Genomic DNA, 26984 nt, shown 5'->3' on the forward strand with positions numbered 1-26984 from the left:
GTTAGAAAAGCGAGGCGAAAGGAGTCAGGATGGCCGTCACGACGGCGTAGCCGGCGCCCACCAGCGGCCTGAGCCACAATTTCGTCAGAAGGCCCGTCGCGACGAGCGCGAGCACGATGAAAAAGCCGTACGGCTCGAGCCGCGACAGCGCGATCGATTGCTTCGGCGGCAGCAGCGCCGCGAGCACGCGCCCGCCGTCGAGGGGCGGCAGCGGAAAGAGGTTCAGCACCGCGAGCACCAGATTGACGCCGACGCCCGCGCCCGCCATGCGCGTGAAGAACGGCTCGTCGATCGCGAGCGCGGCGAGGCCGATGCTCACGAAGCCCCAGATCAGCGCCTGGACGAAGTTGCAGCCCGGCCCCGCGAGCGCGACCCACAGGCTGCCCCAGCGCGGGTTGCGCAGATTGCGGAACGTGACGGGCACGGGCTTCGCGTAGCCGAACAGGAACGCCCCGCTCGTCAGGAAGTACAGCACGAGCGGAATCACGATCGTGCCGAACGGATCGATGTGGCGCATCGGGTTGAACGACACGCGGCCCATCATGTAAGCGGTGTTGTCGCCGAGCAGGCGAGCGACGTAGCCGTGGGCGGCCTCGTGCAGCGTGATCGCGAAGATCACGGGCAGCGCATAGACGGCGATTGTCTGTATCAGGGAAGAAGCATTCATAGCGCGCTATTGTAACAAGCGGGAAACGCGCGAACGACGCGCGTGCATGCGGACCGCAACGGCGGCCGCTCCGGTGCGCCGGGGCGGCGCGGCTGCGCTCACGCGGCGAGGCCGAACGGCTCGAGCGGCCCGCGGCCGGCCCGCACGAGCTGCGGCGCGTCGCCCGTCAGGTCGATCACCGTCGACGGCTCGCGCGGACACGCGCCGCCGTCGATCACGAGGTCGACCTGTTTTTCGAGGCGCACGCGGATTTCTTCGGGCTCGTTGAGCGGCTCGTCGTCGGGCGGCAGGATCAGCGTCGTGCCGAGGAGCGGCTGGCCGAGCGTCTCGAGCAGCGCGAGCGTGATCGCATGCGCGGGCACGCGCAGCCCGATCGTCTTGCGCGACGGGTGCGACAGCCGCCGCGGCACTTCCTTCGTCGCCTGCAGGATGAACACGTACGGCCCCGGCGTCACCGACTTGATCAGCCGGTATTGCCGGTTGTCGACCATCGCGAACGTCGCGAGCTCGGACAGATCGCGCACGAGCAGCGACAGATGCTGCTTCTCGTCGAGCCCGCGGATGCGGCGCACGCGCTCGACCGCGTCCTTGTCGTCGAGATGGCACGCGAGCGCATAGCTCGAATCGGTCGGCAGCGCGATCACGCCGCCGCCCCGCACGATTTCGGCCGCCTGCTTGACGAGGCGCGGCTGCGGATTATCCGGATGAATCCTGAAGAATTGGGACATGGGGACAAAGAGTATGGTTCGGCGCGCACGCCGGCCCGCGGCCGGACGCGCCGCCGGCGGACGCCGCTACAGCCAGCGCTCCCAGACGGGTTTGAGATCGGACGGCAGCGGCGGCAGGCTGCCGAGCTCGGTGCGCCCTTCGCCCGGCGCGTGGAAATCGGAGCCGCGCGACGCCTCGAAGCCGAAGCGCCGCGCGACGTCGGCGTATTCGCGGTACTGGTCGGGCGTGTGGCTGCCCGTCACGACCTCGATCGCGACGCCGCCCAAATCGATGAATTCGGCGAAGAACGCGTCGAATTCGACGGGCGTATACGCATAGCGGCCCGGATGCGCGACGACCGCCTCGCCGCCCGCCTGCCGAATCCACGTGACGGCGTCGGACAGCTTCGCCCAGCGGTGCGCGACGTAGCCTGGCTTGCCGTCGCCGAGATAGCGGTCGAACACGTCGGGAATCGACGCCGCATGCCCGTTGTCGACGAGAAAGCGTGCGAAGTGGGTGCGCGAGATCAGATCGGGATTCGACGCGTATGCGAGCGCGCCTTCGTAAGCGCCTTCGATGCCGAGCGCCGCGAGCGCGTCGCCGATCGCCATTGCGCGCGCCGCGCGGCCGTTGCGCGTGCGGTAAAGGCCATCGACGAGCGTGCGGTTCTCCGGATCGATGTTCAGGCCGACGATGTGCACGGTGCGCGACGCCCACGTCACCGAAATCTCGACGCCGTGCAGATAGCGCATGCCGAGCGCCTCGGCGGTTTCGCGCGCGGCGCGCTGGCCGCCGACCTCGTCGTGATCCGTCAGCGCCCACAGCGTGACGCCGCCCGCATGCGCGCGACGCGCGACGTCGGCGGGAGAAAGCTGACCGTCGGAGACGTTCGAATGGCAGTGGAGATCGGCGTTCATCGTGGGCATCGGAGACTAAGCGTTCATTCTACTGCAATGCGCAAATTCGCCGAATGCGCCCCCGATGCCAATGGACGGGGCCGCGGCCGATTCCGGGGCCTTGCCTCGGTGCTCTCTCGCGTTTCGCGTATCTCCTTTCGCCGATTGGCCGATTGGCCGATTGGCTGATTGGCCGATTGGCTGATTGGTCGACTTGTCGCCGAGCCGGAGCGGCGATCCCGATGTCAGCTCACGCGCAAAACGCCTCGATCAGCGCCGCGATCTGTTCCGGCTGGTCGTGATGGACCATGTGCCCCGCATCCTCGACGAGTTTTTCGCGCCAGTCGGCGAACGCCGCAAAACGCGCCTTGAATTCGGGAATCGGAATCTCGCCCGCGAGAAACGCCAGCGTCGGCGAATCGACCGCCTCGACGTGCAGCACCTTCGCGCGCACCTTCGACCAGATCGCCATCACCTCGTCGAGCCGGTACAGCAGCGGGCCGCGCAGCTTGTGCGCGGGATCGGCGAGCAGCTGGTATTGACCGTGCGCATCGCGCATCGACCAATGCTCGGCAAGAAACGCCGCGCGGCGCGGCTCGAGGCGCGGATTGGTCTTGACGAGGCGCGCGGCGACGTCCTCGAGCGACGCGTAGCGCTTGAGCGTCGGCGGCGTGCGTAGCTCGTCGAGCCATTGCCCGACGCGCCGCGGCGCCTGCTCGACGCGCGCGGGCGCGAGCCCGAATCCCTCCAGATCGACGACCCGCCGCACCCGCTGCGGCCGCGCGCCCGCGTACAGGCAAACGACGTTCGCCCCCATGCTGTGGCCGATCAGATTGACTTCGCCGTCGGGCGTGTAGTGGTCGATCAGCGCATCGAGGTCCGCCAGGTATTCGTGGAACCAGTAATGGCCGCCGCCCTGCGCGGCGACCGGCCAATCGGACAGCCCGAAGCCGCGCGCATCGGGGGCGATCACCTGCCAGTCGCCCGCGAGCGCGTCGACGACGAACTGAAACGACGCCGCGACGTCCATCCAGCCGTGCAACATGTAGAGCGTCGGCGCATCGGGCCGCCCCCAGCGGCGCACATGCAGTTTCACGCCGCGAACCGTGACGAAATCGGAGACAGATTGAGTGGAATGCATCGCAGCCGCCAAAAAAAGAATGACCGTTCGATTATATCGATCCGGCTCACCTGGCGTCGGCCGGGCTTCAAGTCGGCGTGCGTGTCGAGGCACTTCTCTAGGTAAGCCGAGCGGCTGCAGCGGGCGCTCAATTGAGGGGCAGATCCAGAGGAACCGCGCAAACCGCCACGAATCGGCCCGAATCGGCACCAATCGTCGAAAACCGTCGCGATTCACCGCGATTCGCCGCAATTCGAATTCGTCGCGACTCGCCGGGTTGAGCAACGGCGGCATCTCCGACCGCCAACGTTGATCGGCGGATACCGATCGTGGCGCGCTCACGCCCCGGTTTGGCGAGCGAGGCGCACAGATCGCACGACAGCTTCGACGCGCCGATCACCGCGTCACCGCGTCACCCGGCGACCGCCCCTCCCGATCCGCCCGCCGGTCCTGTCGACCTGTCGTCCCGCTCACGGCGCACGCGCGGCCGCCGGACCACGGCCGCACACGCAGCGCGAGCCCGTCATGCCTTCGGCTCGATGTCCTGCGCGACGAGCGCGTTCAATTCGTCGTCGTCGAATCCCGCGGCGCGGCGGGCATCGAAATTGAACGGGCCGCGCAACCGCGGCGCACGGTACTGCGCAGCGAGCCGTTCGTAGGCCGCACGCGGATCGAGCCCCGCCTCGTCGCACAGATGGCGAAACCACCGATTGCCGATCCACACGTGGCCGATCTCGTCGCGCAGGATCACGTCGAGAATCGCCGCAGACGCATCGTCGCCCGCTTGCTGAAGCCGTGCGCGGATCGGCGGCGACGCATCGAGCCCGCGCGCCTCGAGCGTGCGCGGCACGAGCGCCATTCGCGCGAGCACATCGCCTGCCGTGCGCTCGCACATCTCCCACAGGCCGTCGTGCGCGGGAAAATCGCCGTACGCATGGCCGAATTCGGCAAGGCGCGCGGCGAGCAGCGAATAGTGATGCGCCTCCTCGGCCGCGACCTTCAGCCAGTCCGCATAGAACGCCGCGGGCATCTGCGCGAAGCGCCACACTGCGTCAAGCGCGAGATTGATCGCGTTGAACTCGATATGCGCGAGCGCGTGCAACAGCACCGCGCGCCCTTGCGGCGAACGCATGCTGCGCCGCTCGAGCCGGCGCGGCTCGACGAGCGCCGGGCGCGCGGGCCGCCCGGGCAGGCCGCCCCCGGGCGCGCTCAGCTCGCGCTCGGGCCAGGCCGCCGCGCGGCCGTCGGCGAGCGCCGCGCGCAACTCGGCGACGAGCGCGGCCTTGCGCACGGGATCGGGCTCGCAAAGCGCGGCAAGCGCGTCGCTGCGCGCGCAGCGCAAGGGTTCGGGCGACGAAATCGGCACGTGTGGCATGAGAAGGCGACGCGCCCGCGCGGCACGCGCGCGAACGGCCGGGACAACCGTTTACAATAAAGGATTCGATCGCGCCGCATCCAAGCGCGACACAACCGCGCGCCATTGTACCGGCCGCCCAGACAAGCCCCAAGGGAGACATCGTGACCATCTACAAGCTCGGCGACAACGCCCCGTCCATCCACGAAAGCGTGTTCGTCGCGGACAGCGCGTCGATCGTCGGCAAGGTCGTGCTCGAAGAGAACGCGAGCGTGTGGTTCGGCGCGACGATCCGCGGCGACAACGAGCCGATCACGGTCGGCGCGGGCAGCAACGTGCAGGAAGGCGCGGTGCTGCACACCGACCCGGGATGCCCGCTCACGATCGCGCCGAACGTGACGGTCGGCCATCAGGCGATGCTGCACGGCTGCACGATCGGCGAAGGCTCGCTGATCGGCATCCAGGCGGTGATCTTGAATCGCGCGGTGATCGGCCGCAACTGTCTCGTCGGCGCCGGCGCGGTGATCACCGAGGGCAAGACGTTTCCGGACAATTCGCTGATTCTCGGCGCGCCGGCGAAGGTCGTGCGTACGCTGTCCGACGAGGACATCGCGCGGATGCACATGAACACGAAGAGCTACGCGATGCGGCGCGCGTATTTCAAGGAGCAGCTCGTGCGGATCGGCTGATCCGCCGCGCGCGAGCCGTTTGATCGTCAAGGGAAAAAAGTGAGCGACCAGTTACAGAAATTCATGTTCAACGCGGCCCCGGTGCGCGGCGAGATCGTCTCGCTGCGCAACACGTGGCAGGAGGTGCTCACGCGCCGCGATTATCCGATGCCCGTGCGCAACGTGCTCGGCGAAATGATGGCGGCGTGCGCGCTGCTGTCGGCGAACCTGAAGTTCGACGGCACGCTCATCATGCAGATCTTCGGCGACGGCCCGGTGAAGATGCTCGTCGTGCAGTGCAGCTCGGATCTCGCGATGCGCGCGACCGCGAAGTTCTCGGGCAACGCCGCGCAGAGCGTCGGCGACGGCACTTCGTTCGCCGAGCTGATCAACGCGAGCGGCCACGGCCGCTGCGTGATCACGCTCGATCCGGCCGACAAGCGGCCGGGCCAGCAGCCGTATCAGGGCATCGTGCCGCTGAACGGCGAGGACGGCCCGCTCGCGTCGATCGCCGACGTGCTCGAGCATTACATGCGGCACTCCGAGCAGCTCGACACGCGCCTCTGGCTCGCGGCCGATCACGATCGCGCGGTCGGCGTGCTGCTGCAGAAGCTGCCGGGCGACGGCGGCATCGTGCCGCGCGTGGAGGAAACCGACGAGGACACGTGGGAGCGCGTCTGCACGCTCGGCGGCACGCTGTCGCCGAAAGAACTGCTCGAAGTGGAACCCGCGACCGTGTTTCGGCGTCTGTTCTGGCAGGAGAATGTGCAGCACTTCGAACCGACCGCCACGCGCTTCCAGTGCACGTGCTCGCGCGAGAAGGTCGGCGGGATGCTGCGCATGCTCGGGCGCGTCGAAATCGACGGCGTGATCGAGGAGCGCGGCCACGTCGAAATCCACTGCGAATTCTGCAACCAGCGTTACGAATTTGATCCGGTCGATGTCACGCAGCTATTCTCGACATCCGAACTCGGTGCGGGCGTCGCGCCCGCCGCTGCGCAGAAGCACTGAGGCGCCCGCGCACGGGCAACGCGCCGCGCGCACCGTGCGGCGGGCACGGCGCCGGCACAAGCCAGGAGGCAGTAGCATGAAACCGATACTCGTTCGCGCCGCGCCGCTCGCGGCGCTCGTTGCGGCCGCGTCGCTGAGCGGATGCGTCGCGCCGCCGTCGATGACCGTCTTGAGCCGTCTGCCCGAGCAGGCGGGCACGACGACGCACACGCTCACGCCCGACGAGCGCAAGCGCTACGACGAGATCGACCGGCAAGTGCTGCGCGAGCAGAACGCGGCGATCGCGGCCGACGAAGCGGCGCGCGCGTGGTCGTACTACTATCCGCCGCCCATCACCTATTACGGCGGCTACTACGGCGGCGGCTGGGGGCATGGCTGGGGCACGGGCTTCAGCTACGGCTACCCGGGCTGGTGGTGGTGAAACGCCGAATTCCGGCGGCTCCGGCGAATTAAGAACCCACGAGAAACAAAAAAGCGCGGCCGCAAGACCGCGCTTTTTTACTAGGCTTTCCGAAGCATCTCGATTGCGTGAAAACCGTACCGCTCCGCACCTCCGAGCCGGCATCGCCCGCACCGCGATCCGGCGCGCTCGGCGCGCAGCCCGACGGCGCGCCCGTCAGCCGTGCGCGGGCTTGTGGACCTTGTCGCCGCCGTGCCGCTTTTCAGGCTTCGCGCGCGACACGGGATTCGGCACGACGCGCACCGGCGCGGCCGACACCTCGCCGCGCGTCGCCGGCGCCGGCTGCGCGTTGCCCTGCGCCGCCGGCGCCGGCGAATTCGGCGACACGAACTGCACGAACACCTCGCTGTCCTTCACCATGCCCATCTCGTAGCGCGCGCGTTCCTCGATCGCCGACGTGCCGTTCTGCAAATCCTGCACTTCGCCCGCGATCCGCTCGTTGCGCAGCTTCGCGTCGGCGTTCTTCTGCAACTGGTCGTTCAACTGCTGCCGCAGTTCATGCACCCGCAGCCAGCCGCCATGCCCCCACCACAACGGGTACTGAATCACGACCAGCAAAGCGATCAGAACGACGGTAACGAGCCGCATGAATAAGCCGCAGATATAAGAAGCGCCGCTTCACGATATCGCGAAGCGGCGTCATCATCGATGAACAAGAGCGATAGTAACGCGTCAGCGCACGTCAGCGCAGGTTGTAGAACGCCGATTTGCCCGGGTAGCTCGCGATGTCGCCCAGATCCTCTTCGATGCGAAGCAACTGGTTGTACTTCGAAATGCGATCGCTGCGCGACAGCGAGCCCGTCTTGATCTGGCCGGCGTTCAGGCCGACCGCGATGTCGGCGATCGTCGAATCTTCCGTTTCGCCCGAGCGGTGCGAGATCACGGCCGTGTAGCCGGCGCGCTTCGCCATCTCGATGGCCGCGAACGTTTCGGTGAGCGTGCCGATCTGGTTGATCTTGATGAGGATCGAGTTCGCGATGCCCTTCTCGATGCCTTCCTTCAGGATGCGCGTGTTCGTGACGAACAGGTCGTCACCGACCAGCTGCACCTTCTTGCCGAGACGGTCGGTCAGCAGCTTCCAGCCTTCCCAGTCGCTTTCGTGCATGCCGTCCTCGATCGACACGATCGGGAACTTGTCGGCGAGCGTCGCGAGGTAGTCGGTGAATTCGGCCGACGACAGCTGCAGGCCTTCGCCCGCGAGCTGGTACTTGCCGTCGTGGTAGAACTCGGAGGCCGCGCAGTCGAGCGCGAGCAGCACGTCTTCGCCCGCGCGGTAGCCGGCCTTCTCGATCGCCTGCAGGATCGTCGACAGGCATTCGTCGTTGCTGCCGAAGTTCGGCGCGAAGCCGCCTTCGTCGCCGACTGCCGTGCTCATGCCGCGGTCGCTGAGGATCTTCTTCAGCGCGTGGAACACTTCCGCGCCGCAGCGCAGGGCTTCACGGAACGTCGGCTGGCTGACCGGGACGATCATGAATTCCTGGATGTCGAGGCTGTTGTTCGCGTGCGCGCCGCCGTTGACGATGTTCATCATCGGCACCGGCAGCTGCATCGCGCCCGAGCCGCCGAAGTAGCGGTACAGCGGCAGGCCGGCTTCCTCGGCGGCCGCCTTCGCGACGGCCATCGACACGGCCAGCATCGCGTTCGCGCCGAGGCGCGACTTGTTGTCGGTGCCGTCGAGCTCGAGCAGCGTCTTGTCGAGGAACGCCTGCTCGGACGCATCGAGGCCCATGATCGCTTCGGAGATCTCGGTGTTGATGTGCTCGACCGCCTTCAGCACGCCCTTGCCGTTGTAGCGGCCGGCTTCGCCGTCGCGCAGCTCGATCGCCTCGCGCGAGCCGGTCGATGCGCCCGACGGCACCGCCGCGCGGCCCATCGTGCCCGATTCGAGCAGCACGTCGCATTCGACGGTGGGGTTGCCGCGCGAATCCAGAATTTCGCGGCCGATGATGTCTACGATTGCACTCATGGTTTCCTCTGAAAATAACGACGGATTCTGTCTTCAGCGACGGCTGCCGATGCGTGCGCGGCAGCCGCTCCTGCTACTGACGCGCGCCGCGGCCGCCGAGTTCATCAATTGAAATCGTTTTCCAGGAACGGCGCGCGCTTCACCGCCTGATCGAGCGTGACGAGCGTCTCCAGCAGCGCGGCCATCCTGCCGAGCGGCACCGCGTTCGGGCCGTCCGACTTCGCCTCGGCCGGGTTCGGATGCGTCTCCATGAACAGGCCCGCGACGCCCGTCGCCACCGCCGCGCGCGCGAGCACCGGCACGAACTCGCGCTGGCCGCCCGAGCTCGTGCCCTGCCCGCCCGGCAACTGCACCGAGTGGGTCGCGTCGAACACGACGGGCGCGCCCGTCTCGCGCATGATCGCGAGCGAACGCATGTCCGACACCAGGTTGTTGTAGCCGAACGACACGCCCCGCTCGCACGCCATGAAGCGGTCGTCCGACAGCCCCGCCTCGCGGGCGGCGTCGCGCGCCTTGTCGATCACGTTCTTCATGTCGTGCGGCGCGAGAAACTGGCCCTTCTTGATGTTCACGGGCTTGCCCGATTGCGCGCACGCGCGGATGAAGTCGGTCTGGCGGCACAGGAACGCGGGCGTCTGAAGAACATCGACTGCGGCCGCCACCTGCGCGATCTCGTCGATCTCGTGCACGTCGGTCAGCACCGGCACGTTCAGCTGCCGCTTCACCTCGGCGAGAATCCGCAGGCCCTCGTCCATCCCGAGCCCGCGAAACGACTTGCCCGAGCTGCGATTGGCTTTGTCGTACGACGACTTGTAGATGAACGGCACGCCGAGCTTCGCGCAGATTTCCTTCAGCCGGCCCGCCGTGTCGATCGTCATCTGCTCCGATTCCACGACGCACGTGCCGGCGATCAGGAAGAACGGCTTGTCGAGCCCGACTTCGAACCCTGCGAGATTCATGCTTTCGCTCCGGCGCGCGACTGCTGATACGCGAGCGCGGCTTGGACGAACGACTTGAAGAGCGGATGGCCGTCACGCGGCGTCGACGTGAATTCCGGGTGGAACTGGACGCCGACGAACCAAGGGTGCATCGTGCGCGGCAGCTCCATCATTTCCGGCAGATCCTCGCTCGGCGTGCGCGCGCTGATCACGAGGCCGCCCGCCTCGAGCTGCGGCACGAAGCGATTGTTGACCTCGTAGCGGTGGCGGTGGCGCTCGTTCACGTCCTTGCCGTAGATCTCCTCGGCGAGCGTGCCCACCTTGATCGGGCAGCGCTGCGAGCCGAGCCGCATCGTGCCACCGAGATCCGAATCCTCGGTGCGCTTCTCGACCTTGCCTTCGCGGTCGTACCACTCGGTGATCAGCGCGACGACGCGCTCCGGCGTGTTCTGATCGAACTCGGTGCTGTTCGCCCGCGCGAGGCCGACGACGTCGCGCGCGAATTCGATGACGGCGAGCTGCATCCCGAGGCAGATGCCGAGATACGGCACCTTCGCCTCGCGCGCATGGCGGATCGCGGCGATCTTGCCTTCGGTGCCGCGCCGGCCGAAGCCGCCCGGCACGAGCACGGCGTCCAGATGCGCGAGGCTCGCGGCGCCGTTCGTCTCGAGCTCTTCCGAATCGATGTACTCGATGTTGACCTTGGTCGACGTGTGGATCGACGCATGGCGCAGCGCCTCGATCAGCGACTTGTACGACTCCGTCAGGTCGACGTACTTGCCGACCATTCCGATCGTCACCTCGTGCTTCGGGTTCTGAAGCTTATCGACGAGCTCCGACCACATGCTCAGGTCGGCCGGCTTCGGATCGAGCTTGAGCTCTTCGCAGATGATCTTGTCGAGGCCTTGGTCGTGCAGCATCTGCGGGATCTTGTAGATGCTGTCGACGTCCCACACCGAGATCACCGCGTCTTCCGGCACGTTCGAGAAGAGCGAGATCTTCTTCGATTCGTCGTCAGGGATCGGGCGATCGGCGCGGCAAAGCAGCACGTGCGGCGAAATGCCGATCTCGCGCAGCTTCTGCACGCTGTGCTGGGTCGGTTTCGTCTTCAGCTCGCCCGCCGTCGCGATGAACGGCACGAGCGTCAGGTGAACGAAACATGCGCTGTTGCGCCCGAGGCGCAGGCTCATCTGGCGCGCCGCCTCGAGGAACGGCAGCGACTCGATGTCGCCCACCGTGCCGCCGATCTCGACGATCGCGACGTCCGGCTCGCCGCACGTGGCCGACGCGGCGCCGCGCTCGATGAACGCCTGGATCTCGTTCGTGATGTGCGGGATCACCTGCACGGTCTTGCCGAGGTAATCGCCGCGACGCTCCTTGCGGATCACCGATTCGTAGATCTGACCGGTCGTGAAATTGTTGGCCTTGCGCATCTTCGTGCTGATGAAGCGCTCATAGTGGCCGAGGTCCAGATCGGTTTCCGCGCCGTCTTCCGTCACGAACACTTCGCCGTGCTGAAACGGGCTCATCGTGCCGGGGTCGACGTTGATGTAGGGATCGAGTTTGAGGAGGGTGACTTTGAGGCCGCGCGATTCGAGGATCGCGGCGAGAGAAGCGGCGGCAATGCCCTTGCCGAGGGAAGAAACTACGCCGCCGGTGACGAAAACATATTTGGTCATCGCTGGATGCTCGCGGGAAAAACGGATTATACCGTAAAGGCCGCGCGCCACTCAGCAATCGACGCTCGATCGCACCCTTTCCTTCTCCTTTCCGAGCTCGCCGGCAGCCGCCCGGCCGTCGTGCGGGGCGCGCACGCCGCATGCCGCGTATCACCGCGCGTCGCACCGCACGCCACGCGAATCCGGTGCGCCGCCCCAGCGGCTCATCCGGCGTCGCAATCGACCGTCGGTGCGCGCCGCGGCATATGCGACATATGCGTGCCGCGCGCCGCCGCGATCACCCGCGCCGCGCGTCGGCGCCGCCGCCCTCCGCGGCACGCAGCATGTTGAGCATGCGCTGCAGCGCTCGCGCGGTCTCGAGCGGGCGCTCCATCGGGAAGAGGTGGCTGCCCTCGAGCCATTCGATCCGGCCGTGCGCCGCGCGCTGCGTCGCCGCGAGCCCGATCTGGCGGATCTCGCGCGAGCGCGTGCCGGCGAGAAAGCCGACCGGCACGGGCGCGCCGCGCGCGAGGCGCGGGCCGAGCGTGTGCGGCAGTGTCCGGTAGATCATGTATTCGATCTGCCGATCGAACGCGAGCGCGCGCTCGCCCGCCGCACTCGTCTGCGGAATGCCGTAGTCGATGTAATCGGACAGCATCCGCTCGTCCCAGCGCGCGAACGACGGCTTCGCGCGGAAGTGGCGCCACGCGTCGTCGCGGCTCGCCCAATGGACGCGGCGGTTGCGCGTCGCGGCGGCGGGCGACAGGCGCTCGTCGAGCCCCGTCCATTGGCTCACGCGCAGCGCGCTGCTGCGCCAGCCTGCAATCACCGGCGAATCGAGCATCACGACGCCGCGCACCCATTGCGGGCGCTTGAGCGCCGCCATCAGCGACAGGTAACCGCCGAGCGAATGGCCGACGAGCCATACGGGCCGCTCGTACGCGCGGCCGATGTCGTCGAGCAGTTGCTCGACGAGGTGCGGCCAATCGCGCGTCACCGGAAAGCGCCGGTCGTGGCCGATCCGCTCGATGTAGCGCCACTCGTAGTCGTCCGCGAGCTCGGCGAAGATCGTCCGGTAAGTGGAAGCCGGAAAGCCGTTCGCATGCGAAAAATGGATGATGTCCTTCAAACGCCGCTGTCTCCCTGTCGTAGCCTCCGCGTCACGTCACCGGTCCATCCAGTAGCGCCGCTGCGCGTCCCGGTATCGTATCGGAGCGGGAACCGCGCCGCTCGACGCCACGTCGATGCGCACCGCGCCGTCGCGATCCGTGCGCGGCAGTTCGATGCCGCGCCCGGCATAGCGCGCCCAGACGGTCGGATGCGGATGCTGAAACCTGTTGGCGTAGCCTACCTGAAATATGGCAATGCGCGGTTCGACCGAATCGAGGAAAGGTTCGGTCGACGACGTGCGGCTGCCGTGATGCGGGACGACGAGCACCTGCGCGGCGAGCGCATCGCGCGATCCGGCGACGAGCGCACGCTCCGAGCGCGCGTCGACGTCGCCTGTCAGAAGCGCCGAGCCCTCGCCCGCCGACACGCGCAGCACGCACGACTGCGCGTTCGTCGCGCCGCCCGCGCGCGGGCCGCCGTCGGGCCAAAGCGTCGCGAACTCGACGCCGTCCCAGCGCCAGCGCTGGCCCGCCGCGCACGGTAGCGCATCCGTCACGCCGGCCGCGCGCGCGGCGCGCCACAAGCGGTTCGACGGCGGCAGCCCGCCCGTCATCTGCGCGACCGCGACCGAATCGAGCACGGCGGGCGCGCCGCCCGCGTGGTCCGAATCCGCGTGGCTCACGACGAGCGCGTCGAGCACGCGCACGCCCCGTGCTCGCAGGAACGGCACGACGATCCGCTCGCCCGCGTTCGACGCCTCCGGCCCCGGCCCCGCGTCGAACAGCAGCGCGTGCCGCGCGGTTTCGATCAGCACCGCGGAGCCCTGCCCGACATCGAGCGCCGTCAGCCGGAACGCGCCTTCGGGCGGCGCGAGCGGCGCGGGAACAACGAGCGGGAGCCACGCGAGCGGCGCGGCGCGGCGCAGCGGCCAGCCGCGCGGCGTCAGCGCCCAGACGACACCCGCCGCCGCCGCCGCGAGCGCGAAACCGTCCGGCGTCGGCAGCATCCAGACCGTGCGCCCCGCGCCGGCCGTCGCCTCGAGTAGCCGCATCAGCATCGCGACGAGCGCATGCGCGAGCGTATAGGCGAATGCATCGAGCGGCGCGGGCAGCACGACGCCCGCAAGCACGATCGGCGTGACGAGCGAGCCGACCCAGGGAATCGCGAACGCGTTCGCGAGCGGCCCGGCGAGCGGGATCTGCGCGAACCACAGCACGGTGAGCGGCGCAAGCGCGATCGTCACCGCGTACTGCGCTCGCGCGGCGTCGCTCGAGCGCCGAAAGAGCCGCCTCATCGACCGCGCCGACCACGCGCACGCGGCGCGCAGCCGCGACGCGCGCGACGGCGACACTCCCTCGCCCACCGCGCCGTCGATCACGCCCGGCACGCCGCGCGCGTCGTCGGTCTCGCGTGCGTCGCGCGCCGCGCTTCGCCCCGACGACACGAACAGGATCGCCGCCACCGCGCCGAACGACAGCCAGAAGCCGGGCGACGTCACCGCCCACGGATCGGCGAGCAGCACGCAACCGAGCGCCGCCGCGAGCACCGACGACGGCGCGAGCGAACGCCCGCTCAGATACGCGACGCCCGCGGCGGCGAGCATCCACCACGCGCGCTGCGCGGGCACGTTGAAGCCCGCGAGCGCCGCATAGCCTGCACTGCCCGCGATCGCGGCGAGCGCCGCGATCTTCTGCGCGGGCACGACGAGCGGCCAGTTCCGCCCGACGTAGCCCGAGCGCCGCCAGAACCCGCCCGCGAGCCACGCGCACAGGCCGCCGACCATCCCGACGTGCAGCCCGGAGATCGCGACGAGATGGCTCGTGCCGGTATCGCGCAGGATGCGCCGGTCGCCGTCGTCGATGCCGTCCTGCGCGCCGATCGCGAGCGCGACCACGATCCCGCGATGCGCGGCGTCGCCGAGCGCGTCGGCGATTCGCCCGCGCAGGCGCGCGCGCAGCCGGTCGACCGTGGCGACGATGCCGGGCGCCCTGCCGGCCAGCCGCCGCGCATCGTGCGTCGCGGACACGTAGCCGAGCGCACGGATGCCGCGCGCGAGCCACGCCGCCTCCGCGTCGCGCACGCCGAAGTTCGCGTTGCCGTGCGGGCGCTTGAGACGCACGCGCAGCCGCCACCGGTCGCCCGGCGCGAATTCGGGCGGCGGCGTGGCCGCGCGGCCGAACGCGTACCACGCAAGCGACAGCGTCGCGGGAAATCGGGCGATGCCCGCATCGTTGGCGTCGACGTCGAACAGGAAACGCACGCCTTTCGCGTCGCGCGACGGCAGCCCGCGCACCGCGCCCGTCACGACGATGTCGCGCCCCTCCCATTGCTTGGGCAGCGCATCGGCGAGCCGCCACTGCGCGCGCGCCGCCGCGTAGCCGAAGCCCGCGAGCGCCGCCGCGCAACAGCATGCGCACAACCCGGCCCGTCGCACGCTCGCGCGCGCATCGCCGCGCAGCGTGACCGCGAGCCACGCGCACCAGCCGAGCGCGAGCGCGCCGCCCGCCCATTCCGCCGCACCCGGCAGCGCCGCCTGCTGCTGCAGCGCGACGATGCCGAGCGCGAACGCACCGCACATCGCCCGCATCGCGCCTCCGTCTTTCGCGCCGCGAGAGCGACGCACGTCCGTCACGAATCGATTATGCGGACGAAAGCGCGAGACGCGGCAGCGCGGCGAGCGCGTTGGCCGAAGTGGATAGCGAAAGCGCGTCGGCGTCGATGCCGCGCAGCGCGGCGATCGCCGCGCCGATGAGCGGCACCTGGTCGGGCGTATTGCGCTGCTTGTAGCGCCATTCGGGGGGAATGTCGGGCGCGTCGGTCTCGACGACGAGCGCGTCGAGCGGCAGTTGCGCGGCGAGCCGCCGGATCTGCAGCGCGCGGCCGAATGTCACGTTGCCGCCGAAGCCGAGCTTGAGCCCTTGCGCGAGATACGCGTCGGCCTGCTGGAAGCTGCCGTTGAACGCGTGCGCGATGCCGCGCCGCACGCCCGCGCGCCGCAGCCCGGCCAGCACGCGATCCTGCGACTTGCGCACGTGGCACACGACGGGCAGATCGAAGTCGCGCGCGAGCCGCAATTGCGCGTCGTAGATGAATTGCTGCCGGTTGTCGTCGAGACCCGGCACGAAGTAGTCGAGGCCGATCTCGCCGATGCCGACGAAGCGCGGATCGTCGAGGCTCGCGTCGACCTCCATCCGCAGCCGATCGAGATCCTCGTCGCGCGCCTGCGGCGTGTACATCGGATGAATGCCGAGCGCGTACACCGCGCCTTGCGTCGCATGCGCGAGCTCGCGCACCGTCGCGAAATTCATTCGCCCGACGCTCGGGATCACGATGCGCGACACGCCCGCCGCCCGCGCCGCGCCAGCGACGATCTCGCGGTCGGCGTCGAACTCCGGCGCGTCGAGATGGCAGTGCGTGTCGATCCACATCGCGTCACACCGGCACGGCCGGCTCCTCGTGCAGCACACCGTCGCGCAGCCGCAGGATACGGTCGCAGCGCGCGGCGAGATCGGGATCGTGCGTGACGATCACGAAGCTCGTGTCGAGCGTGCGCGACAAATCGAGCATCAGATGGAACACGTGATCGGCAGTCGAGCCGTCGAGGTTGCCGGTCGGCTCGTCGGCGAGCACGCACGCGGGCTTCGTGACGAGCGCGCGCGCGATCGCGACGCGCTGCCGCTCGCCGCCCGACAGCTCGCCCGGCCGGTGCTTCGCGCGCGCGCCGAGCCCCACCTGTTCGAGCATCTCGCGCGCGTGGTGGCGCGCCTCCTCGGTCGACATCCGGCGAATCCTGAGCGGCATCGCGACGTTGTCGAGCGCGGTGAACTCGGGCAGCAGATGGTGGAACTGATAGACGAAGCCGAGCGCGCGATTGCGCAAGTCGTTACGCTCGCGCTCGGCGAGCTGCGTAAACGGCTTGCCGAGCAGCGACACCTGCCCCGCGCTCGGCTCGTCGAGGCCGCCCAGCACGTGCAGCAGCGTGCTCTTGCCCGAACCCGACGCGCCGACGATCGCGAGCTTCTCGCCGCGCCGCACCGACACCTCGGCGTTGTCGAGCACCTGTACGTTGAAGCCGCCCTGCACGAACGTCTTCGTGACGCCGCGCGCCTCGAGCACGTATTCGCGCGCGGCGCCACCTTGATGGTTCTGATTCATCGTCTGTTCGAAGACACGGTCATTCATAGCGCAGCGCCTCCGCGGGGCGCACCTTCGCGCCGCGCCAGCTCGGATAGAGCGTCGCGAGCGCGGACAGCGCGAACGCGATCACGCCGATCCGGATCACGTCGCTCGCGACGAGCTCGGACGGCAGCTCGCTGATGAAGTACACCGACGGCGGCAGGAACTGCACGCCGAACGCGTGCTCGATCATCGGGATGAGCCACGGAATGCTCCACGCGATCAGGCAGCCGAGCGCGACGCCCGTCGCGGTGCCGACGAAGCCGATCGTCACGCCCTGCACGACGAAGATCTTCATGATCGAGCTCGGCTGCGCGCCGAGCGTGCGCAGGATCGCGATGTCCGCCTGCTTGTTCGTCACGGTCATCACGAGCGACGACACGAGGTTGAACGCCGCAACCGCGATGATGAGCGTGAGGATGATGAACATCATCCGCTTCTCGATCTGCACCGCCGAGAACCACGTCTTGTTCTGCTGCGTCCAGTCGCGGATGTACAGGTCGCCCGACAGCGTGTGCGCGAGCTCGCGCGCGACCTGCGGCGCCTTCTGCATGTCGACGAGGCGCAGCCGCACGCCCGTCGGCGCGGGCAGCCTGAAGAGCGCCTGCGCGTCCTGGATGTCGATCATCGCGAGCGTGCTGTCGTATTCGTAATGGCCCGATTCGAAGATGCCGACCACCGTGAACTGCTTCAGGCGCGGCATCATCCCGGCCGGCGTGATCGTGCCTTCCGGCGCGACGAGCGTGACCTTGTCGCCCACGCCCACGCCGAGGTTGCCCGCGAGCGCGTCGCCGAGCACGATCCCGAACTGGCCGGGCGCGAGCGCCGTGAGCGAGCCCGCCTTCATGTCCTTGCCGATATCGGACACCTGCGGCTCGAGCGACGGCTCGACGCCGCGCAGCATCACGCCGCTCACCGCGTCCTGCCGCGTGAGCAGCGCCTGCGCGTCGACGTACGGCGCCGCGCCGGTCACGGACTTGTTCAGGCGCGCTTCCTTCGCGCTCAGTTGCCAGTCGGGCATCGAGCCCGTCGGCGAGAAGACCTCGACGTGCGCGAGCACCGACAGCATCCGGTCGCGAACCTCTTTCTGGAAGCCGTTCATCACGGACAGCACGACGATGAGCGCCGCGACGCCGAGCGCGATCCCGAGCATCGACACGAGCGCGATGAACGAAATGAAGCCGTTGCCGGTCGTGCGTTTGCCGGCGCGAGTGTAGCGCCAGCCGATCTGCCATTCGTACGGAAGTTTCAAGCCTATCCTTTCTGCTGGTTGGAACGCCGCGCGCTGCGCGAATTCGCGCGCAGGAACCGGGCGGACCCGGTTACGCGCGCAGTGTGCCACACAATGCTTAATCGCCCCTGAAAACGTTCCGGATCGGGCGGCCCACGTCAGGGCGGCCCACGTCAGGGCGGCCCACGCCGTGACAGCCCGCGCCGGGGCGGCCGGCGATCGAGCGATCCGCGCTACAGCGGCCCGGCGGCCGGCCAGTCGGACAGCGGCGACGCGGCCGATCCGAACGATTCGAACGATTCGAACGATTCGAACGGGTAGATCGGATCAATCGGATCAATCGGGTCAGTCGGGTCGATCGGGTCGATCGGGTCGGTCGATTCGGCCGCATCCTGCCATCCGGCGCCTCCACCGAATCCGGCACGACCGATTCGGCCCCGATCGAGCCGCGAATGCGGCCGCGCCACCGGCGCGCGAGCGCGCGGCAGGCCCGAAGCGCACGGCGCGCCGATCCGCAATTTTACCAACTCGGCCGCGCGCGCCGCACATGCGACGCGCGGCGCGACACCGGCGACCGGCTTTGCCGTTTGGCCTACAATGCGCACCATCATGCGTGCCCAACGTCTTCATTTCCTCGTGCCCTTCGCGCTGCCGTCGGCCGCCGACGCCGCGTCTTCCCTCCACACGCTCGACAGCCCCGCGCTCGCCCGGCTTCTCGCTCGCGCGCGCCTCGTCGAACACACGGTCGGCGAAGACTTCCAGCGCACGCTGCCGCACGAGCGCTGGCTCGCGCGCCGCTTCGGCGCGATTCCCGAGGATGCCGACGATGCGCCGCTCGCGCCGTACATGCTCGTCGCCGACGGCGGCACGCCCGGCGACGACACGTGGGCGTGCGTCGAACCCGTGCACGTGCAGATCGCGACCGATCACCTCGTGCTGATCGATCCCGCGTCGCTCGAGATCGGCGACGATGAAGCCGCCGCGCTGCTCGACACCGCGCGCCCGCTGATCGAGGAACTCGGCGTGAAGGTGCAGGCGCCGCGCGCCGCGCGCTGGTACCTGTCGAGCCCGCAGCTCGCCGGACTCGCGGGCGCCGCGCCGCTGCGCGCGAGCGGCCGCAACATCGAGATCTGGCTGCCGCACGAGACGCAGACGGGCGAACGCTCGCGCGCATGGATGAAGCTGCAGAACGAGGTGCAGATGGCGTGGTTCCGGCATCCCGTGAACGAGGCGCGCGAAGCGCGCGGCTACCCGGCCGTCAATTCGATCTGGTTTCATGCGCAAGGCGCGCTGAAGCCCGTGACGAGCCCGTTCGCGCGCGTGCTGTCGCGCTCGCCCGGCGCGCGCGGGCTCGCGCTCGTCGCGGGCGCGGCCGCGGGCGAGCCGCCCGCCACGTTCGACGCGCTCGCCGCCGGCGCCGCGCCGCAGCCCGACGGCGCGACGCTCGTCGAGCTCGACACGCTGACGACGCCGTTCCTCGAGCACGACTGGGCGCGCTGGCACGACGCGCTCGCCGCGCTCGAGCGCGACTGGTTCGCGCCCGCTCTCGACGCGCTCGCGCAAGGCCGCATCGGCGAGCTCGCGCTCACGCTGTGCGGCGACACGAGCGCCGCGACGCTCGCCGCGACGCGCGGCGACCTGCGCAAGTTCTGGCGCCGCCGCGCGCTCGCCTCCCTGTTCGAATAACGACAACCATTTCGCATGACCCGCATCGTCACCCGCATAGCCGCCCCCGCCGCGCTCGACGCGCTCGCCCGCCACGGAATGCATCCCGTGCTCGCCCGCCTGTACGCGGCGCGCGGGATCACGTCGCCTGCCGACGTCGAAACCGCGCTCTCGCGCCTCGTGCCGCCCGCCCAGCTGAAAGGCTGCACCGCCGCCGCCGCGCTGCTCGCCGACGCGCTCGAAGCCGGCCGCAAGATGCTCGTCGTCGCCGATTACGACTGCGACGGCGCGACCGCATGCGCGGTGGCCGTGCGCGGCCTGCGGATGTTCGGCGCGAAGATCGACTACCTGGTGCCGAACCGCTTCGAATACGGCTACGGATTGACGCCCGAGATCGTCGAGCTCGCCGCCGCGCGCGAGCCCGATCTGCTCATCACCGTCGACAACGGGATCGCGAGCGTCGACGGCGTCGCGGCCGCGAACGCGCGCGGCATCGACGTGCTCGTCACCGATCACCACCTGCCGGGCGACACGCTCCCCGCCGCACGCGCGATCGTCAACCCGAACCAGCCGGGCTGCACGTTTCCGAGCAAGCACGTCGCGGGCGTCGGCGTGATGTTCTACGTGCTGCTCGCGCTGCGCGCCGAGCTGCGCGCACGCGGCGCGTTCGGCGACGACCGCCCCGAGCCGCGTCTCGACGGCCTGCTCGACCTCGTCGCGCTCGGCACCGTCGCCGACGTCGTGCGCCTCGACGGCAACAACCGCGTGCTCGTCGCGCAGGGCCTGCAGCGAATCCGCAACGGCCGGATGCAGCCCGGCATCGCCGCGCTCTTTCGGGCGGCGGCGCGCGATGCGCGCAGCGCGTCCGGCTTCGATCTCGGCTTCGGCCTCGGCCCGCGCCTGAACGCGGCGGGCCGCCTGTCGGACATGTCGCTCGGCATCGAATGCCTGACGACCGACGACGTCGGCCGCGCGTGGGAGCTCGCGCAGCAACTCGACGCGATGAACCGCGAGCGGCGCGAAATCGAGGCGGGCATGCAGCAGCAGGCGCTCGCCGATCTCGCGTCGGTCGACCCGGCCGACGCGGCGACGATCACGCTCTTCAACCCGCAATGGCACCAGGGCGTGATCGGGATCGTCGCCGGGCGGCTGAAGGAGCGCTTCCACCGGCCGTCGTTCACGTTCGCGCACGCGGACGACAGCGGCGCGCGCGTGAAAGGCTCGGGCCGCTCGATCCCGGGCTTCCATCTGCGCGACGCGATCGACCTGATCTCGAAGCGCGAGCCCGATCTGATCGTCACGTTCGGCGGCCACGCGATGGCGGCGGGCGTCACGCTCGATACCGGAAACGTGCCGCGCTTCGCCGCCGCGTTCGAGGCGGTCGCGCGCGAATGGCTGTCCGACGACGCGCTCGCGCGCGTGATCGAGACGGACGGCGACCTCGAGGATGCGTACTTCACGCCGCAGATCGTCGAGCTGCTCGATTCGGCCGTCTGGGGCCAGGGCTTTCCGGCGCCGCTCTTCTCGGGCGAATTCGACGTGGCATCTCAGGCGCTCGTCAAGGACAAGCACCTGAAGCTGCAATTGATGCGCGGCCGCCAGCGCTTCAACGCGATCTGGTTCAACCACGCGCAGCCGCTGCCCGCGCGCGCGACGGTCGCGTTCCGGCTCGCGAGCGACACGTGGAACGGCATGACGCGCGTGCAGCTGATCGTCGAGCACGCGGCGTAACGCCACGCGCGTTTCCGATCGACGGGCGGCGGCAGCGCGCGCCGCGATACGCAACCGGCCGAACGAAATTCGGCGCAACGACAGGCGACGCATGGAACGCATGCCGAGCGTACACGGCGTCGCGAGGCATTGCGCGGCATCACGCGAGGTCACGCGACATCGTGCCGCGTTCGCCGCGCATGCGAACGCCTCGCTCGGCGGTCGCACCGGCCCGCCCGCCGCTCCATCGCGCTTCGCTCGCGCCGCGGTCGCACGCTCGAACGCCCGCGCGCCGATCCGTCGCGGCTGCCTCGCGAATCGATTCCGCGCGTCCCGGACCGCCGGCACCGCTCGGACGATCCGCGCAGCCCGCAGTCCGCGCGTCCGCACGCCATCGCGGCGCCCGAGCACGACGCCGAATCCCGCGGCGCCCGCCGCCGCCCGGCGCCCCCCGCCACGCCCCGCCCGATCGGCGCCTCCCGCGCCCCTCGCCGCGCCCCTCGCCGCGCGCGGCCGTGCGGGCGGCGCGGTACCGGCCGAGGCCCTCGATCGGCTATAATTTCCCCTTTTCACGAAGCGTCAAAAGCGAACAAGATCATGGAAGCGGAACGTCTGAACGCGATCGAAAGCTCCCTCGCGGACCTGCGCCGGCGCGCGGGCGAGCTACGGGGGTATCTTTGACTACGACGTCAAGTCCGAACGTCTAGCCGAAGTCAACAAGCAACTCGAAGATCCGAACGTCTGGAGCGACTCGAAGAACGCCCAGGCGCTCGGCCGCGAGAAGAAATCGCTCGAGAGCGTCGTGATGACGCTCACCGGGCTCGATAACGACCTGCGCGACGCGCAGGACCTGTTCGATCTCGCCCGCGAAGAAAGCGACGAGGACACGCTCGTCGCGACCGAAGGCGATGCGGCGAAGCTCGAGGCGCGCGTCGCCGACATCGAATTCCGCCGGATGTTCTCGAACCCGGCCGATCCGAACAATTGCTTCATCGACATCCAGGCGGGCGCGGGCGGCACCGAGGCGTGCGATTGGGCATCGATGCTGCTGCGCCAGTACCTGCGCTACTGCGAGCGCAAGGGCTTCAAGGCGGAAGTGCTCGAAGAGTCCGACGGCGACGTCGCCGGCATCAAGAACGCGACGATCAAGGTCTCGGGCGAATACGCATACGGCTATCTGCGCACCGAAACGGGCATTCACCGCCTCGTGCGCAAGTCGCCGTTCGATTCGTCGGGCGGCCGCCACACGTCGTTCTCGTCGGTGTTCGTGTATCCCGAGATCGACGACTCGATCGAAGTGGAGATCAACCCGGCCGACCTGCGCATCGACACGTACCGCGCTTCGGGCGCGGGCGGTCAGCACATCAACAAGACCGACTCGGCCGTGCGGATCACGCACATGCCGACGGGCATCGTCGTCCAGTGCCAGAACGACCGCTCGCAGCACCGCAACCGCGCGGAAGCGATGGCGATGCTGAAGTCGCGCCTGTACGAAGCCGAGCTGCGCAAGCGCCAGGCCGAGCAGGACAAGCTCGAATCGAGCAAGACGGACGTGGGCTGGGGCCACCAGATCCGCTCGTACGTGCTCGACCAGAGCCGCGTGAAGGATCTGCGCACGAGCGTCGAAATGAGCAACACGAAGGCCGTCCTCGACGGCGACCTCGACGACTTCATCAGCGCGAGCCTCAAACAGGGCGTGTAAGCGCCCCCGCGCGGGCGCGGTCCGGCCGGCCCGCGCGCCGGCCGCGTCGGCGCCGCGCCCCGCTGCCGCATTACCATCGAACCCGACCACCATGACCGAATCGACCCAACCGCAGGCCGCTGTCGCAGCGGACGAAAACCAGATCATCGCGGAGCGCCGCGACAAGCTGCGCACGCTGCGCGACCAAGGCATCGCCTATCCGAACGACTTTCAGCCGGCCCACCATGCGGCCGATCTGCAGACCGAATTCGCGGACGCCGACAAGGAAGCGCTCGAGGCGAAGCCGCTCGAAGTGTCGGTCGCCGGCCGGATGATGCTCAAGCGCGTGATGGGCAAGGCGAGCTTCGCGACGGTGCAGGACGGCTCGGGTCAGATCCAGTTCTTCGTGACGCCCGCCGACGTCGGCGCCGAGACCTACGACGCATTCAAGAAGTGGGACCTGGGCGACATCGTCGCCGCGCGCGGCGTGCTGTTCCGCACGAACAAGGGCGAGCTGTCGGTGAAGTGCACGGAGCTGCGGCTGCTCGCGAAGGCGCTGCGCCCGCTGCCCGACAAGTTCCACGGCCTCGCCGACCAGGAAACGCGCTATCGCCAGCGCTACGTCGACCTCATCGTGACGCCCGAGACGCGCGCGACGTTCCGCGCGCGCACCAAGGCGATCGCGTCGATCCGCAAGTTCATGAGCGACGCCGACTTCATGGAAGTCGAGACGCCGATGCTGCACCCGATCCCGGGCGGCGCGGCCGCGAAACCGTTCGTCACGCACCACAACGCGCTCGACATGCAGATGTTCCTGCGCATCGCGCCGGAGCTGTACCTGAAGCGGCTCATCGTCGGCGGTTTCGAGCGCGTGTTCGAGATCAACCGGAATTTCCGCAACGAGGGCGTGTCGCCGCGCCACAACCCGGAATTCACGATGATGGAGTTCTACGCCGCGTACACCGACTACCGCTGGCTGATGGACTTCACCGAGCAGTTGATCCGCCAGGCGGCCGTCGACGCGCTCGGCACCGCGACGATCCAGTATCAGGGCCGCGAGCTCGATCTCGCGAAGCCGTTCCATCGTCTGACGATCACGCAGGCCATCCAGAAGTATGCGCCGCAGTACACCGACGGCCAGTTGTCGGACGACGCCTACCTGCGCAGCGAACTGAAGCGCCTCGGCGTCGACGTCGCGCAGCCGGCGTTCCTGAACGCCGGCATCGGCGCGCTGCAGCTCGCGCTGTTCGAGGAAACCGCGGAAGCGCAACTGTGGGAGCCGACCTTCATCATCGACTACCCGATCGAAGTGTCGCCGCTCGCGCGCGAATCGGACACGGTGGCCGGCATCACCGAGCGCTTCGAGCTCTTCGTCACCGGCCGCGAGATCGCGAACGGCTTCTCGGAGCTGAACGATCCGGAGGATCAGGCCGCGCGCTTCAGGAAGCAGGTCGAGCAAAAGGACGCGGGCGACGAGGAAGCGATGTTCTTCGACGCCGACTACATCCGCGCGCTCGAATACGGGATGCCTCCGACAGGCGGCTGCGGAATCGGCATCGACCGTCTCGTGATGCTGCTCACCGACAGCCCGACGATCCGCGACGTGCTGCTGTTCCCGCATCTGCGCCGCGAGGACTGAGCGCCTCGCGAGCCGCCCGCCGCCCGTTTTCCCGCCCGATTCCCCGGGGCAAAACGCGGCGGCGGGCGGCGGCAGGCCCGCCTGCTTTGTAACCGCCAGTAAATCCCGGCCGCCGCGCCGCCGTCCTCTTCCGTCCCCTTCTTCACGCTGCCTTTGCGCCGCTTGCGCGAGCGGGCGTTTGACAGTGTTTGACATGCAAGTTTGCGCAGCGAATCGTTACAACTTGAAACGGCGTACCCGCGGCGTTTGATCGACACTTCGCTTCGGAAAATGACGCACCACCGTGTGCGGCTCGCTTTGCATGAGATCGGGGTGACCGCTGAAGCACCAACCTCGATCGACATACTTTGCATGAGATCGGAGTGACTGCTGAAGCACTAACTCCGATCGACGTACTTTGCATCGGATCGGAGTAACCGCTGAAGCACTAACTCCGATCGACGTACTTTGCATCGGATCGGAGTAACCGCTGAAGCACTAACTCCGATCGACGTGCTTTGCATGGGATCGGAGTAAGTGCTGAAGCACTAACTCCGATCGACGTGCTTTGCATGGGATCGGAGTAAGTGCTGAAGCACTAACTCCGATCGACACCGGAGAGTCGAAAATGGATAACCAGAACACCACCACGCAACAACGCCAGCGCATCCATCCGCTCGTCGCGACAGCCGCGGGCGCCGTCATCATCGCGAGCCTCGCCGCAACGGCCGCCGTCACCGGGCTGTTCCCGAAGGCGAGCAGCACCGATGCGCAGAACCCGCAGACGCAAGCCGCGCTGATCGCGTCGCAGCCGGCCGTCGACACGGCCGCCGCCGCGAGCGCCGCCCTCGCCGCGCAAGCAGCGCAGCAGCAGGCGGCGCAACGTCAGGCGGTCGCGCAAGCGGCGCCGAAGCCCGCGCCGCGTCCGGCGCGCCATCACCACACGGCGGCCGCGCCGCAACCGCCGCAATATGCGCAGCAATCGTCGCAGCAGCCGCAATCGTCGTACTGCGCGACTTGCGGCACCGTCGCCTCGATCGTGCCGGTGCGCACGGCGGGCACGAGCTCGGGGATCGGCGCGATCGGCGGCGCTGCCGCGGGCGGCCTGGTCGGCAACCAGTTCGGCCACGGCAACGGCCGCACCGCGATGACGATCATCGGCGCGCTCGGCGGCGGCCTCGCGGGCAATGCGGTCGAAAAGCAGGTGCGCAGCGAAACCGATTATCAGGTCCAGGTGCAGATGCAGGACGGCTCGACGCGCACGTTCACGTACCACAATCCGCCGCCGTTCGGCCAAGGCCAGCGCGTGCGGGTCGAGAACGGCACGCTCGTCGGCGCGTGACGCGAGCCGCGCGGCGCGAGCGGCTGCGCGCCGCATGCGCGTGCAGCCGAGCGATTCGGCGTCGCGGCCGCGCTGTCGGCCCGCCATGAAAAAACGGCTCGTGATTGCGTCACGAGCCGTTTTTCCTTGAATCCTTGCCGGAAATTTCGCGACCGCCGCGTCGCCCACGTCGCCGCGAGCCGTCATCCGATCCGCTATCCCGATTCATACGCCGCCGGGCTGGCGATCGCGCGACGCCGATCGAGCGGGCCGAGACGCACGCCGTCACGTCATCTCGCCATCTCGCGCTCCGCCTCGAGCGCGGCTGCCCCGCGCACCGGGCGCGACGGCGCCGCATCACACCGCATCGCGCCGCTTCGCCTGGCCTTTCGCCCAGCCCCAGCGTCGACCCGGCCCACGCTTGCGCCAGTCCCCCGCGCCGCGTCAGTCTTCGTCGTCGAAGTCCGATTCGTCGATCCAGTGCGCCTGGATCGCCTCGAGAATCTTCTCGCCCGAATGACTCGGATCGTCGTCGAAGCCGTCCAGCGCCAGCACCCATTGCCGCAGATCGACGAAATTGATCCGCTGCGGATCGACATCCGGATGCTTGTCCGCGAGCGCGATCGCGATCTCGCGGGAATCGGTCCATTTCATCGCCGAATCTCCTCGCCTCAGTGATTTTCCTTCGCGTGGTTGATCGAGTACTTCGGAATCTCGACGACCAGATCCACGCCCTCCTTCACGACCGCCTGGCACGACAGGCGCGACGTCGGCTCGAGGCCCCATGCCTTGTCGAGCAGGTCGTCCTCGTCCTCTTCGGACGGCTCGAGCTCGTTGAAGCCTTCGCGGATGATCACATGGCACGTCGTGCATGCGCACGATTTCTCGCACGCGTGCTCGATCTCGACGCCGTTGTCGAGCAGGTTGTCGCAGATGCTCTTGCCGGGCACGGCGTCGATCACCGCGCCGTCCGGGCACAATTCGACGTGCGGCAGTACTACGAGTTGAGGCATGTTCGTTCCGTTC

General features: G+C 68.7%; 25 protein-coding genes. 8 read left to right on the top strand and 17 right to left on the bottom strand.

Annotation, left to right across the window (positions count from 1 at the left end):
* Position 1 precedes the first annotated feature (1 nt).
* From WS91_RS01000 to WS91_RS01020, 5 genes are all read right to left on the bottom strand, one after another.
* The gene (locus WS91_RS01000) at positions 2-667 is read right to left on the bottom strand and encodes a site-2 protease family protein (protein ID WP_038750436.1); all 666 of its coding nucleotides are present in this window, start codon (positions 665-667) and stop codon (positions 2-4) included.
* Between the two features lie 98 nt (positions 668-765).
* Positions 766-1395 carry an L-threonylcarbamoyladenylate synthase gene (locus WS91_RS01005; RefSeq protein ID WP_038750439.1) on the bottom strand — a complete coding sequence of 210 codons (630 nt, stop codon included), beginning with the start codon at positions 1393-1395 and terminating at the stop codon, positions 766-768.
* A 66-nt stretch (positions 1396-1461) separates the two neighbouring features.
* A complete protein-coding gene (locus WS91_RS01010) occupies positions 1462-2292 on the bottom strand; it encodes a 3',5'-nucleoside bisphosphate phosphatase (RefSeq protein ID WP_038750502.1) in 831 nt (276 codons plus the stop codon).
* A 229-nt stretch (positions 2293-2521) separates the two neighbouring features.
* Positions 2522-3412: an alpha/beta fold hydrolase gene (locus tag WS91_RS01015; protein WP_038750442.1), complete on the bottom strand. Its 891-nt coding sequence runs from the start codon at positions 3410-3412 to the stop codon at positions 2522-2524.
* 502 nt (positions 3413-3914) lie between these two features.
* Positions 3915-4733, bottom strand: a complete 819-nt coding sequence (locus tag WS91_RS01020) for a ferritin-like domain-containing protein (RefSeq protein WP_059669591.1) — start codon at positions 4731-4733, stop codon at positions 3915-3917.
* A gap of 176 nt (positions 4734-4909) precedes the next feature.
* Here WS91_RS01020 and WS91_RS01025 point away from each other — a divergent pair, with 176 nt between their 5' ends.
* The 3 genes from WS91_RS01025 to WS91_RS01035 all read left to right on the top strand — a co-directional run bounded on the left by WS91_RS01025 (position 4910) and on the right by WS91_RS01035 (position 6845).
* On the top strand, positions 4910-5434 hold the full coding sequence (locus WS91_RS01025; RefSeq protein WP_038750448.1) for a gamma carbonic anhydrase family protein: 525 nt from the start codon (positions 4910-4912) through the stop codon (positions 5432-5434).
* A gap of 39 nt (positions 5435-5473) precedes the next feature.
* A complete protein-coding gene (hslO, locus tag WS91_RS01030) occupies positions 5474-6424 on the top strand; it encodes an Hsp33 family molecular chaperone HslO (protein ID WP_038750451.1) in 951 nt (316 codons plus the stop codon).
* A gap of 76 nt (positions 6425-6500) precedes the next feature.
* Positions 6501-6845 carry a hypothetical protein gene (locus WS91_RS01035; protein WP_059577200.1) on the top strand — a complete coding sequence of 115 codons (345 nt, stop codon included), beginning with the start codon at positions 6501-6503 and terminating at the stop codon, positions 6843-6845.
* 195 nt (positions 6846-7040) lie between these two features.
* Here the strand turns inward: WS91_RS01035 and ftsB are convergent, their stop codons facing one another.
* From ftsB to WS91_RS35345, 10 genes are all read right to left on the bottom strand, one after another.
* On the bottom strand, positions 7041-7472 hold the full coding sequence (gene ftsB / locus WS91_RS01040) for a cell division protein FtsB (protein WP_059648339.1): 432 nt from the start codon (positions 7470-7472) through the stop codon (positions 7041-7043).
* Positions 7473-7566: 94 nt separating this feature from the next.
* Entirely contained in the window at positions 7567-8850 is a 1284-nt protein-coding gene (gene eno / locus WS91_RS01045; RefSeq protein WP_011352544.1) for a phosphopyruvate hydratase, read from the bottom strand.
* Positions 8851-8954: 104 nt separating this feature from the next.
* Positions 8955-9809, bottom strand: a complete 855-nt coding sequence (gene kdsA, locus WS91_RS01050; RefSeq protein ID WP_038750459.1) for a 3-deoxy-8-phosphooctulonate synthase — start codon at positions 9807-9809, stop codon at positions 8955-8957.
* Positions 9806-11467, bottom strand: a complete 1662-nt coding sequence (locus tag WS91_RS01055; protein WP_038750462.1) for a CTP synthase — start codon at positions 11465-11467, stop codon at positions 9806-9808. The genes kdsA and WS91_RS01055 overlap by 4 nt, the downstream gene beginning before the upstream one ends.
* A 277-nt stretch (positions 11468-11744) precedes the next feature.
* Positions 11745-12575, bottom strand: a complete 831-nt coding sequence (locus WS91_RS01060) for an alpha/beta fold hydrolase (protein WP_059577194.1) — start codon at positions 12573-12575, stop codon at positions 11745-11747.
* A 36-nt stretch (positions 12576-12611) separates the two neighbouring features.
* Positions 12612-15143, bottom strand: a complete 2532-nt coding sequence (locus WS91_RS01065; RefSeq protein ID WP_059577246.1) for a DNA internalization-related competence protein ComEC/Rec2 — start codon at positions 15141-15143, stop codon at positions 12612-12614.
* A gap of 52 nt (positions 15144-15195) precedes the next feature.
* The gene (locus WS91_RS01070) at positions 15196-15984 is read right to left on the bottom strand and encodes a TatD family hydrolase (protein ID WP_038750467.1); all 789 of its coding nucleotides are present in this window, start codon (positions 15982-15984) and stop codon (positions 15196-15198) included.
* A gap of 4 nt (positions 15985-15988) precedes the next feature.
* Complete coding sequence (gene lolD / locus WS91_RS01075; protein ID WP_052145120.1) at positions 15989-16738, bottom strand: lipoprotein-releasing ABC transporter ATP-binding protein LolD; 750 nt, start codon at positions 16736-16738, stop codon at positions 15989-15991.
* Positions 16731-17984, bottom strand: coding sequence for a lipoprotein-releasing ABC transporter permease subunit (locus WS91_RS01080; protein ID WP_038750474.1), 1254 nt, complete (start codon positions 17982-17984; stop codon positions 16731-16733). The genes lolD and WS91_RS01080 overlap by 8 nt, the downstream gene beginning before the upstream one ends.
* A 212-nt stretch (positions 17985-18196) precedes the next feature.
* Positions 18197-18481, bottom strand: a complete 285-nt coding sequence (locus WS91_RS35345) for a hypothetical protein (protein WP_059669592.1) — start codon at positions 18479-18481, stop codon at positions 18197-18199.
* 91 nt (positions 18482-18572) lie between these two features.
* On the opposite strand from WS91_RS35345, the gene WS91_RS01090 reads away from it, so the two are divergent.
* The 5 genes from WS91_RS01090 to WS91_RS01110 all read left to right on the top strand — a co-directional run bounded on the left by WS91_RS01090 (position 18573) and on the right by WS91_RS01110 (position 25979).
* Complete coding sequence (locus WS91_RS01090; RefSeq protein WP_082717338.1) at positions 18573-19649, top strand: regulator; 1077 nt, start codon at positions 18573-18575, stop codon at positions 19647-19649.
* 15 nt (positions 19650-19664) lie between these two features.
* Positions 19665-21359 (top strand): single-stranded-DNA-specific exonuclease RecJ, encoded by a 1695-nt coding sequence (gene recJ / locus WS91_RS01095; RefSeq protein ID WP_059577184.1) that lies wholly within the window; start codon positions 19665-19667, stop codon positions 21357-21359.
* Positions 21360-21935: 576 nt separating this feature from the next.
* A protein-coding gene (gene prfB / locus WS91_RS01100) for a peptide chain release factor 2 (protein WP_156432255.1) occupies positions 21936-23040 on the top strand; the annotation gives its coding sequence in 2 pieces (ribosomal slippage) (positions 21936-22016 and positions 22018-23040; 1104 coding nt in all).
* A 91-nt stretch (positions 23041-23131) separates the two neighbouring features.
* Complete coding sequence (gene lysS / locus WS91_RS01105; RefSeq protein ID WP_038750493.1) at positions 23132-24658, top strand: lysine--tRNA ligase; 1527 nt, start codon at positions 23132-23134, stop codon at positions 24656-24658.
* Positions 24659-25265: 607 nt separating this feature from the next.
* A complete protein-coding gene (locus WS91_RS01110) occupies positions 25266-25979 on the top strand; it encodes a glycine zipper 2TM domain-containing protein (protein ID WP_038748838.1) in 714 nt (237 codons plus the stop codon).
* 423 nt (positions 25980-26402) lie between these two features.
* On the opposite strand, the gene iscX is transcribed toward WS91_RS01110, so the two are convergent.
* Both iscX and fdx read right to left on the bottom strand, forming a co-directional pair.
* Positions 26403-26612 carry a Fe-S cluster assembly protein IscX gene (iscX, locus tag WS91_RS01115; protein WP_038748836.1) on the bottom strand — a complete coding sequence of 70 codons (210 nt, stop codon included), beginning with the start codon at positions 26610-26612 and terminating at the stop codon, positions 26403-26405.
* A gap of 17 nt (positions 26613-26629) precedes the next feature.
* Positions 26630-26971 carry an ISC system 2Fe-2S type ferredoxin gene (gene fdx / locus WS91_RS01120; protein ID WP_038748834.1) on the bottom strand — a complete coding sequence of 114 codons (342 nt, stop codon included), beginning with the start codon at positions 26969-26971 and terminating at the stop codon, positions 26630-26632.
* Positions 26972-26984 lie beyond the last annotated feature (13 nt).

The sequence above is a fragment of the Burkholderia sp. MSMB1498 genome, from assembly GCF_001526245.1.
Classification (GTDB): domain Bacteria; phylum Pseudomonadota; class Gammaproteobacteria; order Burkholderiales; family Burkholderiaceae; genus Burkholderia; species Burkholderia savannae.